This window comes from Helicobacter bilis, assembly GCF_900198365.1.
Taxonomy (GTDB): Bacteria; Campylobacterota; Campylobacteria; order Campylobacterales; family Helicobacteraceae; genus Helicobacter_A; species Helicobacter_A bilis_B.
This window is the reverse complement of the sequence record NZ_FZMS01000052.1, coordinates 1-15819: the sequence shown is the minus strand read 5'-3', so window position 1 is coordinate 15819 and position 15819 is coordinate 1. Positions and strand designations below refer to the sequence as shown.

Sequence of the window (15819 nt, the reverse complement as noted above, 5' to 3'; positions counted from 1 at the left end):
AGAGTGAGATTTCAAAACATCCTGTGAAAACAACAACCTGTCTTCCATAAACACCATTGTAATGCTATGCGAAATACATGATACCTGCAATGACTTTAGAGGAGAATGTAAACATAATTTTAGAAATTTGGTCCACTGCTTTCATATCTCATAAAATCTATCTTTCCGTATAAGTTTGAAACAATGCCATTTTTTAGAAACTATAACTCTAACTCGGCAGTTAAAAACAATTAACTTTTACCATGTCCATATCATGCCGAATGAATAACACAATATTAATTATGATATATTTTCATGGTGCTTATATGCAATATTTATTTGACAAAAACTTGTTACAATAATGCAAAGTTTCTTAAAGGGGAAAATATGTTTGAACGCATTAATCAAATCATAAAAAACATTGAAAATATTCAAGATGAGATTACGATCGCATTAAATATGGCAAAGATTAGCCTTGAAGATTACATTATGATTAAACGCGGTAGTTTGGATATGCCAGAGCATTTAAATATGAGTTTGTTTGCAGCAGTTGATGAACAAGTTATGGCACTAAAAAAAGAAATTGATGTATTAAATAAATTGAAAAAAGAATGGTTCGTGTATTAATTATTGTATTTTTCTAAAGTTCTTAATTTCAAAATAATGGAGTAGTGGATTATTATGAAGCTCATAGAGATTCTATATTCACTATTTATTGTAAGCATACTTGCTTCAAGTGCTTGGTTTGCCTATTCTTTTTCTCTGCCAAATAATACAAGGGCAGCTCTCACTACGCTTTATGCGATAAAACATGCAAGAATGCTATCTTTAATCGATCACTCAAAACTAGGCTACATAGGATTTGGCGATATTTATTCATTTGCTCGTGTAGATTCTAAACGATTGTTGCAAAATAATGCACCTTTTTATTGGCAGTTGCAATTTCATACAAGTGGGATTTATACAAAAAATAGTCTGTCGATCTATAGAGACACTCCGCGTTTTGCAAATACGACTGACTTTGATAGGCGTCCCCTTGCGGGCGATATTGTCGCATTGCATATTGGCACGACACAATGTTTGAGCGGTTATAATAACACAAATATCACAGGATTTTGCAAGGATAATGCACTTTTTGATTTTAGACTGCATGAAAGCACAAGATTACAAACTTTAACACTGCAATCCCCTACTACTTGTCAAGAAAGAGATACTTTTCGTTTCTACTTTGATGATTTTAGCAAAGTGTTGTGCGGACAGAGACTACATACACCAAATAGCTTACAAAGGATTCTTGTGGGCAATATGATGATATTTGTTGAGCCAAAGACTGGATATGCTTTTTTGTAGTTTAATGCACCAATATTATGTCTAGTAAAATCTGCAAGGCTATTATTGTCTGATGATAACTTTTATGTGATAGATTCCATAAGGTCTTATTGATGTATTCATGGTAAAATGCAGGATTAGAATCTATTTTACATTAGCTAATCCTCATGTATGCATAATAATTAAGTATCCCTATCTTAATTTGTAAGTATGAAGTATTTATGATTTATGCTCAAAAAACCTCTCTCAACCATCTCACCCCAATATTAAATATGTATTGACTATACTATGCGTTTCGTCCATAAATATAGGTATTAAGCAGCATCATAGCAATCATTCACAAACTCTCTGCCACTCATATTGCCTTGTAGATTCATTATATACTTGTGCTTGATGGCATGAAGTTGTGCCTAAAGGTGGGAGTTGTGGAGATTCTAAAGGTTCTAGACTCGGTGGAGGGATAGGGCATACTCTGGGTGTGCATACAGGACGAACTTCATAGGCATTACTGCATATTGCTTCTACATTGCCATTTACACAAAGACAATCGCATTTTGCATATAAGCAACTAAACACAAAGATACTGGATAATAATACTATTCTCATAAAAACCCCTTAAAATATCGATCTATAATAAGTATCAGGTGCAACAAACCAAAAATCCCATTTTATAATATTTTTTATAATATTACCCTTTAACTCCACACTAAAATATATGATTTTAGAATCTAGCCTTGCTTTGCAAAAAAGATTCTGTGTTAAGAAAAGATTCTATACTTTTTAAAGCACTAGATTCTATCCTTACATCAAGCATAAGTAAGGCAAAAGGTAGATTAAAATCTAGACATTTTACATAGTCTTTTTGTGTCATTAAAATATGTGTTGCATGATATTTTTCTAAAAGTGTTTTTAATGTATTGCAATCAAATTCCGCATGATCAGCTAAGTAGTATTCATATATAATATTTTCTGGTAAATAGGGCTTTAGGCGACTAGGATTTGCTATTGCAGTGGCTAGGATATACTTGGATTCTCTATTAGAATCTTTTACATACAATATACTCACACTTCGCTTGTAATCTCTATCCTCTTTTAAATGCAGATCGCATTTTGTATAAAAAGATTCTGGAAAGCGATAATATCCACTCGGCAACACAAAGGGAAAATAAGGCTTTAGCTTTGGTTCTAATAAAATATCAAACTTATTAAAATTAAACCTATATGCATCATCTAGTATCACTATGCTATGTTTAGAATCTTTTGTTTGTATGTATTCTAGTGCTTTTATGCGGCTTTCACTCACTATCACACTAGCTTTTGTTTGCATGGCAATAAGCATGGCTTCATCGCCACTTTGTGCTACATTGACTAATATCGCTCCATTACTGCTTACTTGTATTAAGCCTTTAGATTTTCGCTTATAGCCCCGCAATACCACATAAATATCTGTGTATCCTTTTGTTTGTAGATAGTTTGTTAATGCAATGCAAAAAGGCGTTTTACCGCTCCCACCACTCACAAGATTCCCTATACTTAGAATCTTTACATTAAAGTTTCTTTTCTTTGTAAAGCACTTTTTATACAGCGTAATAAGGGCATATATACATGAAAATGGCAATAAAGCAAAAGCTAGAATCTTATGCCAAAAACTTGGATAGAAAAAATAAGATTCTATAAAGCCCGTTTTGTTTGCGCTAGATTCTGTAGTTTTGCTTTGTTTCGTATCGCATTCTGTATTTGTATTTACCAAAGATTCTGTATTCATATTAGATTTCACAGAATCTTTAGAATCTTTCTCTAACCTCGCTTCATTAGATTCTATTTTCAAACTCGATTTTATTGTGATATTAGAATCTATAGAATCTTTTTTGATATTTGTTGGTGCTGATTTGGTTTCTATTTGTTTTACTTCCTTGCTAGATTTCATATTCTTAGATTTTATAGAATCTTTAGAATCTCTCTCTTCGTTAGATTCCATGCTTTCCCCATCATGTTTAATATCCATTTGCATAAACTTCCCCTTAATTTTAACCGATTGTAGCACTTTTACAAAAGACAAATTTTATAGAATCTTTGTGTATTTGTTATGTCTCTTTATCATGACTTTATGATAAAAGTAAATAAGATTCCATAAATTGACATCACGCATATTTCAACAGATCAAATATGTTACAATCTTACACTTATTTACACATTTATGCTTAGAAGCTGATAATTTTTATTTACTTTATCTGTATTTTGTGGTTTTATAAGCTTTATAATGCAAAAAAACATGTAAAGGGTGGTCTAAATGGTAAATAACAATACGCAAATCTACAAAAAGAAACAACCTTTAAATAAAAAACTTGCAAAAAGTTTAGTATTTTGGGTGTTTATAGGCTTATTTTTAGGTGTGCTTTTTGGGACAATAGGAAGCTTTCATAGTCCAGATACCCCTTCTGTTTTCACTCGATTTTTTTATGATTTTTCAGTGCATTCTAAGGAATACACCATTGACCCATTTATAAAGGGGCTAAAATTACTCATGGGTCCTATTATATTCCTTACAATCATTACTGGGATTATACGACTAGAAGACCTTAAGACACTTGGCTCACTTGGCTTTAAAACCGTTATTTATTTTGAAGTCGTCAGCACATTTGCCCTTATTATCGGTGTCTTTTTTGGTGAGATTATTAAGCCCGGACATGGCATGCACCTTGATATTGCAAGTCTTGATGCAGCAAGTGTTCAAGGCTATATAGAGGCGGGTGCTAAGGAGCAGCAAAGTGCAGGTGGAGAACTCTATAATATCCTAATGAGTGCGATACCCCATGACCCCATCACGCCATTTGTGGAGGGTAAAACATTGCAAGTGCTTGTTATGGCGGTTTTAATCGCTATCGCTCTATCTTTTACAAGTAAGAATTTCAAAGAAGCAGCCCTAAAGTATTTTGAAAGTATGCAGGAGACATTTTTCAAAGTGCTTACAATTTTGATTTGGTATAGCCCATTGGCGACATTTGGTGCGATGGCGTTTTTGATTGCAAAGTTTGGCTTTAGCTCAATTAGTGGTATGGCATTATTACTTGTAACTATGGCACTCGCTGTAATTGTGTTTATCTTTGGTGTGCTAGGCATTATCGCGGCAATGGCGCGTGTGAATATCTTTAAATTCATGCGATTTATCTACCGCGAAGTGCTTGTTGTCTTTGCGACCTCAAGCAGTGAAACAGCCCTAGCACCCCTTATGCGTAAGCTTGAAAAGGCAGGGATACAAAAGGCTTCAGTAGGCTTAGTGATTCCAACTGGATATAGTTTTAACCTTGATGCGACAAATATCTATCTAAGCCTTGCAGTCATTTTCTTAGGACAAGCCTTTGATATTCCATTGACACTGGAGCAAACCATTACGCTAATCATCATTTTAATGGTATCTTCTAAAGGTGCAGTGGGCGTTACAGGCAGTGGCTTTATCGTACTTGCAGGGACACTATCAGCTCTAACCACCTCTGATGGCTCGCACTTAATCCCAGCAGTAACCGTTGCGGCAATACTTGGCATTGATAAATTTTTAAGCGAAATGCGTAGCGTTGGGAATCTATGCGGTAATGCTGTTGCATGTATGATTGTAAGCATTTGGGATAAACGCGTAGATATGGAGAAATTCCGCTATGCACTCGATCACCCTGAAGAGTTTAGGGTGTTGTAATAGATTCTTAGATTCTTGTTTAGCCGCGTTGTCTCTTGCACGACTTTGCAGGAATTTACGACATCGGCTTGGTCATTTATATTTAATAAACTTCTTTGGCTTTACTTTGATAACTCACAACGCAAAGATTCTTTAGAAAACCATCGCAAGATATTTCTGTAGAATTTTTGCCTATGTTTTTTTTGGAATCTAGTTTTATAGCATTATTAAAACCAGCATAAAATAGACTATAATTACACGCATGAAACTAGAAGGAATACTATGCAGACCTTACCACATACAGCAAACCATGCCTATACAATCGCACATAGCCCCGATGCTGATGATATTTTTATGTATTATGCGATTGCTTTTGGCTGGGTAGATACGCCCTATAAACTCATTAATAGTGCGCTTGATATTGAAACTCTCAATGTTGCATGTTTGCAAGGTTTATATGATATTAGTGCTATATCATTTTCACTTTATCCGCATATTTGCAATGAATATGCCCTATTACGCACAGGCATGAGCTTTGGTGAGGGCTATGGACCAAAGATGGTAAAACGCAAAAATGCGAAACTAAAACGCAATTTTAAAGTAGCCCTAAGCGGAGAGCATACTACAAACGCCATGCTTTTTAGAATCTATTATCCAAATGCGCGTGTTGTATATAAAAACTTTTTAGAAATTGAGCAAAGTGTGCTATCTGGCGAGGTAGATGCCGGGGTGTTAATCCATGAATCAATCCTTAATTTCTCTAATGAGCTTGAAGTAGAAACCTACATTTGGGATATATGGCAGGATTTATGCAAAGATGATTTGCCCTTGCCGCTTGGTGGCATGGCTCTGCGTAGATCGATACCACTGAATCGTGCGATTATGCTAGAAGAAGTTTTAACCCGTGCGATACAAATAGGGCTAAAACACAAAGATATTTTAACAAAAATGCTGCTTGAAAATAACCTTGTAAGAATTAATGCTAAAGAGCTTGATATATATTTGCAACTCTATGCAAATGAAAATTCCCACACGCTAAGCACAGAGCAAACCAAAGCACTAGAGAGACTCTATGAAATAGGCTATAATCACGGAATCTATAAAAATCCAATCAAACTTGAAAAATACCTTATCCCAACAGAATATACAAAAGTGCGTTATAGTTAGAGTTACAAAGTGTGTGAAACCTAGGTTTTAATAAATGCAACCAATCTGTTGTTGATTTTTACTTCATTAAAGCGAGAGTTATCTGTTGGCACAGAGGTGATTTTACGGAATCTAGATTCTAGTGGTTGTTGTATTGCAATGAAATATCTAGCTATTGATTCTAAAAAACATCTTTTTTATTATGTTGGCATGAGTGAAATTTTATTTACATTGCAAAAAAACAAGAAATTATGCTTATATATCCGCTTTTATACCATAAATATCCCATCTCAATAAAAATATGCTACAATGCAATTTTCAGCTATTTTTAAAGTTTTGGATACGATATGAGTGAAAGCACACAAAAAAAAGAGCAAATATCACTAGAAAGAAACACAAAAGAAACACAGATTAATTTAACACTTAATCTCTATGGGAATGGCACAAGCGATATACAAACAGGCATTGGCTTTTTTAATCACATGCTTGAGGCGTTTTCAAAGCATTCACTCATTGATTTAAATCTCACATGCAAAGGCGATTTGGAAGTCGATATGCACCATAGTGTGGAGGATTGTGGCATTGTGCTTGGATGGGCATTGCATAAGGCTATATTTCCTGTGCAAAATATCGAGCGGTTTGGGAATGCTGCTGTTGTGATGGATGAAGCTTGTGTGTCGTGCGATATTGATATTAGCAATCGTGCATTTTTACTCTTTGATATGCAAGCCGCACAGAATGGATTCTATGGTAAAGTGGGGGAATTTGATGTGGAGTTGGTAGAAGAATTTTTCCGTGCGCTTGTCATGCAGGCTGGGATAAGCACACATATAGTTTTGCAGCGAGGAAAAAATTTGCACCACATTATAGAAGCCGCTTTTAAAGCATTTGCGGTGAGCCTAAGACGAGCGATAACAAAAAATGCTTCCATACAGATTCCAAGCACAAAGGGGTGTTTATGAGTGATATGATAAAAATGATAGTTTTAGATGTCGATGGCACTTTGACAAATGGGCAGATTGGGCTATTACATGTAAATGGCGTGATTGTTGAGACAAAAAGCTTTAATGTGAAAGATGGCATGGGTATTAGTGAGTGGATTAAGGGCGGTGGATTTGTGAGTGTTATTAGTGGTAGGCAGTGCATTTTGACGCAGCATAGGGCAAAGGAGCTTGGCATACATGAAGTGCATTTGGGAGTTGAGGATAAACTTGCGTGCTTGAAAGAGATTTGCAAAAAATATAAGATTTTGCCTGATAATGTGGCGTGTATCGGCGATGATGTGAATGATTTGAATATGTATGCATTCTGTCGTTATAGCTTTGCCCCAGCTGATGCGAGCGATATTAATAAAATGCGTGCCTCTTTTGTTACACATGCAAAAGGCGGTGAAGGTGCAGTGCGAGAAATGATTAATATGTTGGCGAATATAAAGGATTAGGTTGCAATATGATATTGCGTGATTTTTTATTGCATTATATCTTTGCGAGATTATGCTACCCATAAAACCTTTTTATAAGTATAAAATGTTTTAGATTCTAGTATCATGTCGCTCTGTGGAAAGATTTGCCTTATTTGTTTTTATTAAACGCTTCAAGGCTATTTGGTCGTTATCTTACACCAAATCTGTGTAGGCATGTTGGTGTAAGATAACGGATATTTAATATAATCCCATCTATCCATTTAAATATACAATCTTAGCACCTAAGCCACCCATGTTTGGTGGGGCTTGTGTATATCCCCTTATGTAATCGCAAGAATCTAAAAAGTTTTCCACCATTCTTTTTAAGATTCCATTGCCTAAGCCATGCACCACAAGCACTTCGCTAAATCTTGCCATAATGGCATGATTTAGAAAATCTTCTAGTAGCATTTGTGCTTCTTCTTTTGTATAGCCGTGCAAGTCAAGCCTTGTTGTCGCTTTGATGTCTGCCTCTAGTTTATAGCCCTGATTGTATAAAATATTAGAATCTTGTTTTATTTGCTTTGGGCTTAGTGGCTTTAACTCTATGCCCCTCACGCCTTTTAGTCGCACTCCATTTTGTAATTCTATGCTATAAGAATCTTTATGTTGTGCGATGATTTTTGCTATTTTATTTTGATATTGCACCATATTATTTAGGCTATATTTTTGCGTAGATTCTATGTTTATTTTTGGACTTTTTGCTTCATTTTTATGTGCTTTATTGAGAAGTTTATGGATATTTTTCACAATCTCTTGTGTGCCTTGCAAGGTGTTAGTATCAATCTCTTTTAGATTCTGCAATGCTTTTAGATTCCCGCTTGATTGCTTGGCTAACATTTTTATTTCTTTTATAGCTTCGTTATAATGCCTTTTTAATGTTAGGCTCTGTTCTTCAAACTTTGCTTTCAGCTTACTTTTTGTGTGTTCTAGCTCTTGTATTTTAGTATCTTGCTCTTTTATTAGGGCTTGAAGTTTTAGTGAATCTTGCTTGTTTTTGGTGATTTGTGTATGCGATTCTTCAATTAATCTTTCTAGCTTGTTTGCTTCATCGCCATGCACTTTTTTTGCTTCATCGATTATTTCTTGTGGGATTCCATACTGCTTTGCACACTCTAGGGCGTAGCTTTTTCCTATGCCCTCTGCAAAACTAAAAGTAGGACATGCCCTTTTGTAATCATAAAGGGCTGCAAGCAATTTTGTGTGGATGTTATCAGCCATTAATGCTGCTAAATGCTTATGGTGTGTTGTAACAATCACTTTTACATTATTTGCTAAAAACTTTTCTAAAATCACTTTGTAAAGACTAGCTGCCTCACTCGAATCTGTGCCTATCTCAATCTCATCAATGCCTAGTATCATATCTTTTTGCGATAATAATGCACTAATTTCTTGTATGCGACCTGAAAATGTAGAAATATCATTATGAGAATCTTGTGGGTCTTGAGCGATAATGTGGATATTTTTCATAAAGGGGAGTTGTGATTTAGCCGCATTTATACGCATGGGGATATAAAGCTTTGCACACCATAATGCACTTAAAATGCTTTTTAAAAGCATAGTCTTACCCCCTGCATTCACACCTGTAATCATTAAAAGATTTGTAGGCATAGCTACATTTAAAGGGATAGGATTTTTTAGGCTTGGGTGTGCGTATTCATGCAGGGTGATTGAAGTGTTTTTATTGTCTGCAAATACAAATGAGTAGTTAAAATCCTTTGCAAAATGCAGCCTTGCTAACGCCCTATCCATAAAGTCATATTCAGTATTAATGAAACGCAAAAAATGTATATGTTTGCTTAGAATCTTGCTGTATTCCTTTGCTAGATATAAAAGCCGCTCTTCTATCTTGTCCTGTAAAATGTGAATGTGAGATTCTATAGATTCTAAACTTAAAGGCACAATGTAGAAAAAGCCATGCATAGAGCGACCAATCACTCGTGCATGTAAGACATTTGCATAACCAGTACGCACTAAAAGTGTTGCATTATCTTCAAAAAAGTGGATTTGCTTATCAACAAGATATTCTTGCAAATTGCTTGTATGTAGAATGCTATATAGCCTTTCTTGCTTTTCTTTATGCTTATTCTCAAGGGCTTTATAAAGGGTATTTAGCTCACTATCTGCTTCTGTATTTAAATAGCTTTGTGGTGATGTGTTACTTTGCTTAGAAATAAATACAAAAAATGCTAACAAAGAAGTAATCTCACTTGGGAAAACAAACTTATTTACATACTCTTTTAAATACTCATTGTCTATATCATCTCTTTTTGCAAAATCATAGAAAAACTTTACCATACATAAGCATTGAAAAATATCATAAAGTCGCAATACCCCGCCTTTTGCAAGACTTAGAATCTCATTATTAAGCAAACCAACTTTTGGTAACTTTAAAGATTCTATATTGCTATAAGTATCAAGGGTTTGTATCAATGCCTTTAGCTTTTCATGTGAGGGGATATGGAGTATATGGGAGAGCGTTTTATCATCTTTTAATAGAATCTCGTTTTCATTTATAAGGGTTGTATTTGTGTTTATCTGCCTTGAGAAATAAGCACTAAAAGTGTGTAAAAAATCTTGTAAGCCAAGCTTTATTAAAGTTTGCTTAAGAAGTTTTAGTGTATTAGAATCTGTTGTGCTTTGGAGACTCTGTATAGTGGCTTTTGTGAGGGCTTTAGGCTTAATTTCTGTTTGTTTTTTCTTTTTACTCATATTTGCTTCTTTTAATCATTGATAAAATCAGAATCATAAGTCGTTACATGCTGGGTGCATGAGAGAATAGGCACATTTAAACCTTTCACATTTGGGTCTTTTGTGGAATCTTTGCCAGAAAATGTGCCTAACTCTTCAAAATACACAAAGCTTGATTTATGCACATGCACTTCTGTGTTGTCCTGCATACAAACAAGTGTTTCGTTGTTATAAAAAGCTTGTTTAAATTCTATAGTTTTTGCTTGTATAATGCTTTGCTTTTGTGCATGGCTAATCACACCACAAGCACAACAAAACGCTATGATTGCAATGCTATATTTAACCCCTTTTTTTACACTCTCTATTTGATATAAAACCACGCAAAATAGCACAAAGCTAAACAACACGCTAATAATAATCACAATAAAATCAAATGCGTTTTGCACAAAAACCCCTAATTTGACTTAGCTTACATGAAAGGTCAAATTATAGCATTAAAAATAAAATGACTTTTGATTTGGGTTTAAATCTAAAAACACTTAGAATCTGTCTAGATTCTAACATTTAACCCATTTAGCTTTTAACCATACTCGTATCTATCGCACCAATCCTTAAATAATACACACCAACACCTATAATCAAAAAAAGCCAAAATGGCAACATTTGTGCGATAAGATCCAGACTATACGCGCTATCAATACCATAATTTGCTTGTTGCAAATACAGCTTCATAAAATATGAAATAGGCAATATTTGACTCCAAAATGACGCAAAGACTTCCATGCTATTTTGCGGATAGGTAATACCTGCAAATGCAAGAGATGGAGCGGTATAAGCGGCTATTACACTGATTGTCTTGGAAGTGTGTTTAAGGATTGATTGAAAGCATATTACAATGCTAGATATTGCCCCGGCAAATACCCCTAATCCAAGCAGGACGATATACATATTCCCCTCTCTAGGATAGCCTAAAGCCCCAAAAACAGCAAGCATAATAATGCCCCAAAAGAGCGCTACACCAATGTTTAACGCAAATTTTAATAGCAGAGATTTTATACTTTTTGGCGTAGTATTAATAAGATTTAGCATGCCAACCGCCACTAGAATCTGCCACATACAAGGCAGCATAATCGTAAGCAGAAATTGCGCGTAATCATTGCGTGGATTAAAGAGTGCTTCAATCTTTGGGATAATAGGCATAGCCTTCGCCTTTGCGATATTCATATTTGCATCTTTTGCGAGATTCTTACCAACAGAGCTTATTGCATTAAAAGTCGTTAGGGCTTGTAGCATCGCACTATTTATTGCCTTGCCGATAAGCACAAATTGTGCGTTATAATAAATGCCAATATTTACCCCTACACCTTTTCTAATGTGTGCTTGAAAATTATTTGGAATCACAACGATTCCATAAATCTTTCCTTGATTGAGATCAAGTTTTGCTTCATGTAGGGAGTTATATTGCTTTGCAATCTGTGTAGCCGGTGCGGATTCTATATAGAATGTTAAATCACGACTAAGTGAGCTTTTATCATTATCAACAACGCCAATAGGTAAATCTGTGGGTATGCTATGAAAGAAAATGCTATATGCAAGTATGCCTAAAAATGGCGGCAATACAAGCCATACAATACAAAACATGCGATATTGCTTTATTAGATTTAAATACTTCATATCTCCCTCAAGTCCTTAAAATCACACATTATACACTATGGATTTTAATATATGACTTAATCTCTTGAAATCGCAAACATGAAAGTGAATCCATTATTCTTTCGGCGAAATTTCGCCCTCATTCCTACCTTGCAATGCTGTAAAATATCTGGCTTTTCTATGTATAGCGTAAGCGTTTTAATCTTTTTAAATGCCTTAAAACATGTAGCAGCAATATCATTTAGTGCCTCTTCAAGTAAGTCATATTGCTTTGTTTGCACACACTCCATTATTGTATTTGCTACCCTCGCATAATCTAGATAATCTTTAGAATCTTTATAACGATATTTTATCTTTGCTGATATATTTATCTTTTGTGGTTTTTGTCTTTCTTCAGGTAAGATTCCAATGATTGCCTCAAAACTTAAATCTTTAATCAAAATACACATTTTCATAATTTGTATATGTCCTTATTCAAAATGTTCTTAATATATAGAATCAATGTTAATTTTTAGAAACTGCGTTTAACCTAAGACTTTTATAAATAAACAATAGCTGTGTTCTTTAATTAAAACCTAACACTTTTATATCTTTACACAATATTCCATTTACCCTTGATTTGTTTTTTGTAGGATGCCAACTTCATTACAAATTTTAAGGAGAAATCATAGGATTTAAAAAGAGTATAAAGACAAGTGTTTTATCATTGGCACTTATTTCTAGTATGGCTTATGCTGATGGGTTAAAAGAGGAAAAAAGTGGCGGTTTTGTTGGTTTGCAAGCTGGGACTTCGCTTTTGCAACAGAAAAATGAGTATCATTGGAACAATCCATATAACAGAAATATCTCTAAATATAGCTATACAACGCAGCGTATGGTGTGCTTGGCGGTTATGAATATTAGTTTTAGTAATAGTTTGGGTGTGCGTGGTTATGCACTCTTTAGTGGGGCTAATTTCTATGTTATGCAATTTGGCGTTGGTGCTGATGTGATATATAACATTACAAATGTTGCTGATGGGAATCTAGGTGTTATAGCTGGTTTGCAAGTGGGTGGTGTGTATTGGTTAAACTCATGGTATTGGTGGGGTAGCTCTAGTAATCAAAACTCACTAGCATTTGATATGGCATTAAATATTGGTGTGCGTTGGACTCAAAATGAGCATGTGATAGAAGTGCTTGGTAAGATTCCATTTATAGAAGCACATACTGGCACATATCTTTATAGCGATGGTGATAAAAATGAATATTATTCAAAAGAGACTTTCTCATTTGTTGCGCGTTATATGTATAGATTCTAATTTATTATCTAACTTCACTTTTCGCCATGTTTGTCATGGCATTTATCCTTATTTATGATTGCGTTGCTATTTTTGTCAGATTATCAACGCAAACTTTCCTTATCAAACAATAAAATAGCATAATAAACCTACATTGCAATATACAATATATAGTGCATAAAATACACAAAATACATATTTACAATGCTTTTATGCTATAAAAAAGACAACTTTTTGTTTTTTTGTGTATGATATTTACGCTTGCTTGTTTATCATAATATAAAAGGCTACTCAATGACAAAACTAGGAATCAACGCAAAGGTATCTATTAGCACGACTTTAATGGTGCTTGTGAGTTTTAGCATTTTGGCGTGGTTTGTGTATTTTAACGCGCAAAAGACTATTACACTTATTGAGTATGAGACGCAAGAAAGGCAAGTAACGCAATTAGAAAATCTCATAGATGTGTATATTGATGAGAAAAAACGCCTTATTAACAAACTTGCAAAAGAAGCCCTTGCAAGTGGCTTAAATGAATCTCAAATGACACAGAATCTTCGCCTTATCCAAGAATCAGGGGATTTTAATCTTGCCTATATCGGCTTAGAATCTAGCGGCAGAATGCTGCGTGGCAATGGTAAGCATCAATACCCACAAGATGGCTATGACCCCCGCACAAGAAGTTGGTATCAAATCCCCAAAAATTCACTTAAAGATGAAGTGCTAAGTGAGTCTTGGATTCAGGCGTCTTATAAAATCCCCGTTTTTGGCTTTGCCTCTCCGCTTATTGAAAATGGTAAATTCATCGGTGTGGCAAGTAGTAATATTGCCCTAAAATCACTTAATGCCTATATCCACGCACAAGATAAGAATGCAAGCGAACAAGAGATTATCATCATAGATAAAAATGGCAATTATGTCAGCCATAATGATGAGAGTAAGATTTTGCAAAGTGATGATTTTTCTAAGGCGATAAAAAGTAGCTTTAATGCGGACACGCCGACTTTTAAACTAGATTCTAATATCGCAACTTGCAAGGTAGAATCTCAAACGCAATGGCTGCTTTGCTCCATTATCCCAGAATCTCGCATTGCCGATAAGCTTAGTCAAAACAACAAGCCTATTTTCATTATGCTAGGCATTTTTGCCCTTATTCTTGTGGTGGCACTCTATGTGATTTTGGCGTATTTGCTAAAGCCTATTAGACGCATTAAAAAGAGTTTGCTAGAGTTTTTTGACTTTTTAAATCACAAGCAAAAAAGTGTGAATCCTTTGAAACTCCGCAGCGGCGATGAGTTTCAAGAGATGGCAGAGGCGATTAATGAAAATGTAGAGATAATTCAGCATAATCTCTTAAAGGACACAAAGAGTTTGGAGGACTTTTTTCAAGCGGTTGAGAGTATCAAGCAGGGGTATTTGCATTTGCAGATACAAACAAATGCGAATAATCCGCAGCTAACCCAACTTGGCGTGCTATTTAATGAAATGCTAACTTCCCTTGATGAGAATGTCTCGCGTGTGCTTGTGATTTTGAAGCGATATGCAGATAATGACTTCCAAAAGCAAGAGAGTGGGTCAGCACAGAATCTGCAAGGCGAACTTCAAGCGATGAATGAAGGCGTGGGGCATTTAGGCGAAGAGATACGCAAAATGCTTTTTACTAGCCTTGATTTTGCTAAATCGCTTAATCTTAAGGCAAAAGAGCTAGAAGATTCTGTAATGGCGATGAGTGAAAGCACACAGAAGCAAAGCAAGTCGCTAGAAGAAACAGCAAATGCTGTAAGAGAGATTGCAGAATCTATGCAGGGTGTTGATAGTAAGGCGCAAGAAGTGGTGCAGCAAGGCGATGATATTAAAAAGATTCTAGGATTTATCGCAGAGATTGCTGATCAAACCAATCTTTTGGCGTTGAATGCAGCGATTGAAGCAGCAAGGGCTGGGGAGCACGGACGGGGCTTTGCAGTCGTAGCTGATGAGGTGAGAAACTTGGCTGAACGCACACAAAAGAGTCTTGGCGAGATAGGGGCAAGTGTGAATTTGCTTGTGCAAAGTATTAATGATATGGGTGAGGCAATTAAGGTGCAAATGGAGGGCATTGAGCATATTAATGAAAGTATAGTTGAGCTAGAGGAGATAACAAACCATAACACGCAAACCGCACATAACACGCAAGAAATTAGCCTAGGCGTAGAACACATCGCACAAGATATTTTACAAGATGCAAATATGAAGAAGTTCTAGGGCTTTGGGGTATTGTGTTTGTAGGCTAAGATTCTAAGATTTTAGGAATCTGTATAGATTTTTATAAGTTTTGGGTTAGATTTGAAAACTTTGGAAAGTAAAATGAAAGGCTAGATTCTTATATTTTGAGTGATTTGAGCAAGGCGTGATTCTAATAATGCAAGGATTAATGCACCCTATTTTGCTAAAAGTTTGCTAAAAGAGAGACTTTGCCAAACATAGAATCTTGCGAGATTTAGCTATAACTTAACGCCTATATATCCCCATCTACCTTGCACCAAAAGAGACTATCAAACTCTACGCTACCATCTGTTACTAACATCAAATAGCGTGAAAATAGCTCATTTACACGCATTTTTAAGAATCCTA

15 protein-coding genes are annotated in these 15819 nt (G+C 35.2%); 9 read left to right on the top strand and 6 right to left on the bottom strand.

Annotated elements, in window-relative coordinates; translation table 11 throughout:
* Window positions 1–366 precede the first annotated feature (366 nt).
* Together C6H08_RS07325 and C6H08_RS07320 are read left to right on the top strand one after the other, a co-directional pair.
* Entirely contained in the window at window positions 367–606 is a 240-nt protein-coding gene (locus tag C6H08_RS07325; RefSeq protein ID WP_005217906.1) for a DUF2443 family protein, read from the top strand.
* 54 nt (window positions 607–660) lie between these two features.
* Entirely contained in the window at window positions 661–1329 is a 669-nt protein-coding gene (locus C6H08_RS07320) for a hypothetical protein (RefSeq protein WP_034580499.1), read from the top strand.
* Window positions 1330–1641: 312 nt separating this feature from the next.
* Here C6H08_RS07320 and C6H08_RS07315 read toward each other — a convergent pair whose 3' ends face one another.
* Both C6H08_RS07315 and C6H08_RS07310 read right to left on the bottom strand, forming a co-directional pair.
* Entirely contained in the window at window positions 1642–1914 is a 273-nt protein-coding gene (locus C6H08_RS07315; RefSeq protein ID WP_004086770.1) for a hypothetical protein, read from the bottom strand.
* A gap of 115 nt (window positions 1915–2029) precedes the next feature.
* Window positions 2030–3319, bottom strand: a complete 1290-nt coding sequence (locus C6H08_RS07310; RefSeq protein WP_052100058.1) for a tetraacyldisaccharide 4'-kinase — start codon at window positions 3317–3319, stop codon at window positions 2030–2032.
* A gap of 279 nt (window positions 3320–3598) precedes the next feature.
* Between C6H08_RS07310 and C6H08_RS07305 the strand changes: the two genes are divergently transcribed.
* From C6H08_RS07305 to C6H08_RS07285, 5 genes are all read left to right on the top strand, one after another.
* A complete protein-coding gene (locus tag C6H08_RS07305; protein WP_104686153.1) occupies window positions 3599–4999 on the top strand; it encodes a cation:dicarboxylate symporter family transporter in 1401 nt (466 codons plus the stop codon).
* Window positions 5000–5260: 261 nt separating this feature from the next.
* Window positions 5261–6145 (top strand): menaquinone biosynthesis family protein, encoded by an 885-nt coding sequence (locus C6H08_RS07300; protein WP_052092718.1) that lies wholly within the window; start codon window positions 5261–5263, stop codon window positions 6143–6145.
* 48 nt (window positions 6146–6193) lie between these two features.
* Window positions 6194–6421, top strand: coding sequence for a hypothetical protein (locus C6H08_RS07295; protein ID WP_138154561.1), 228 nt, complete (start codon window positions 6194–6196; stop codon window positions 6419–6421).
* A 50-nt stretch (window positions 6422–6471) separates the two neighbouring features.
* Window positions 6472–7086, top strand: a complete 615-nt coding sequence (gene hisB / locus C6H08_RS07290) for an imidazoleglycerol-phosphate dehydratase HisB (protein WP_034579305.1) — start codon at window positions 6472–6474, stop codon at window positions 7084–7086.
* Entirely contained in the window at window positions 7083–7565 is a 483-nt protein-coding gene (locus tag C6H08_RS07285) for a KdsC family phosphatase (protein WP_052092721.1), read from the top strand. Before hisB ends, C6H08_RS07285 begins: the two co-directional genes overlap by 4 nt.
* A gap of 234 nt (window positions 7566–7799) precedes the next feature.
* Here the strand turns inward: C6H08_RS07285 and C6H08_RS07280 are convergent, their stop codons facing one another.
* The 4 genes from C6H08_RS07280 to C6H08_RS07265 all read right to left on the bottom strand — a co-directional run bounded on the left by C6H08_RS07280 (window position 7800) and on the right by C6H08_RS07265 (window position 12385).
* Window positions 7800–10298, bottom strand: a complete 2499-nt coding sequence (locus tag C6H08_RS07280) for an endonuclease MutS2 (RefSeq protein ID WP_034563180.1) — start codon at window positions 10296–10298, stop codon at window positions 7800–7802.
* 11 nt (window positions 10299–10309) lie between these two features.
* Window positions 10310–10723 (bottom strand): hypothetical protein, encoded by a 414-nt coding sequence (locus tag C6H08_RS07275; RefSeq protein ID WP_034563182.1) that lies wholly within the window; start codon window positions 10721–10723, stop codon window positions 10310–10312.
* A 127-nt stretch (window positions 10724–10850) separates the two neighbouring features.
* The gene (locus tag C6H08_RS07270; RefSeq protein WP_052099971.1) at window positions 10851–11951 is read right to left on the bottom strand and encodes an ABC transporter permease; all 1101 of its coding nucleotides are present in this window, start codon (window positions 11949–11951) and stop codon (window positions 10851–10853) included.
* A gap of 56 nt (window positions 11952–12007) precedes the next feature.
* Window positions 12008–12385 carry a dihydroneopterin aldolase gene (locus C6H08_RS07265; RefSeq protein WP_034579303.1) on the bottom strand — a complete coding sequence of 126 codons (378 nt, stop codon included), beginning with the start codon at window positions 12383–12385 and terminating at the stop codon, window positions 12008–12010.
* Between the two features lie 251 nt (window positions 12386–12636).
* On the opposite strand from C6H08_RS07265, the gene C6H08_RS07260 reads away from it, so the two are divergent.
* Together C6H08_RS07260 and C6H08_RS07255 are read left to right on the top strand one after the other, a co-directional pair.
* Window positions 12637–13230 (top strand): outer membrane beta-barrel protein, encoded by a 594-nt coding sequence (locus tag C6H08_RS07260; protein ID WP_034579299.1) that lies wholly within the window; start codon window positions 12637–12639, stop codon window positions 13228–13230.
* Between the two features lie 273 nt (window positions 13231–13503).
* Window positions 13504–15450 (top strand): methyl-accepting chemotaxis protein, encoded by a 1947-nt coding sequence (locus C6H08_RS07255; RefSeq protein WP_034563192.1) that lies wholly within the window; start codon window positions 13504–13506, stop codon window positions 15448–15450.
* The last annotated feature ends 369 nt before the right edge of the window (window positions 15451–15819 follow it).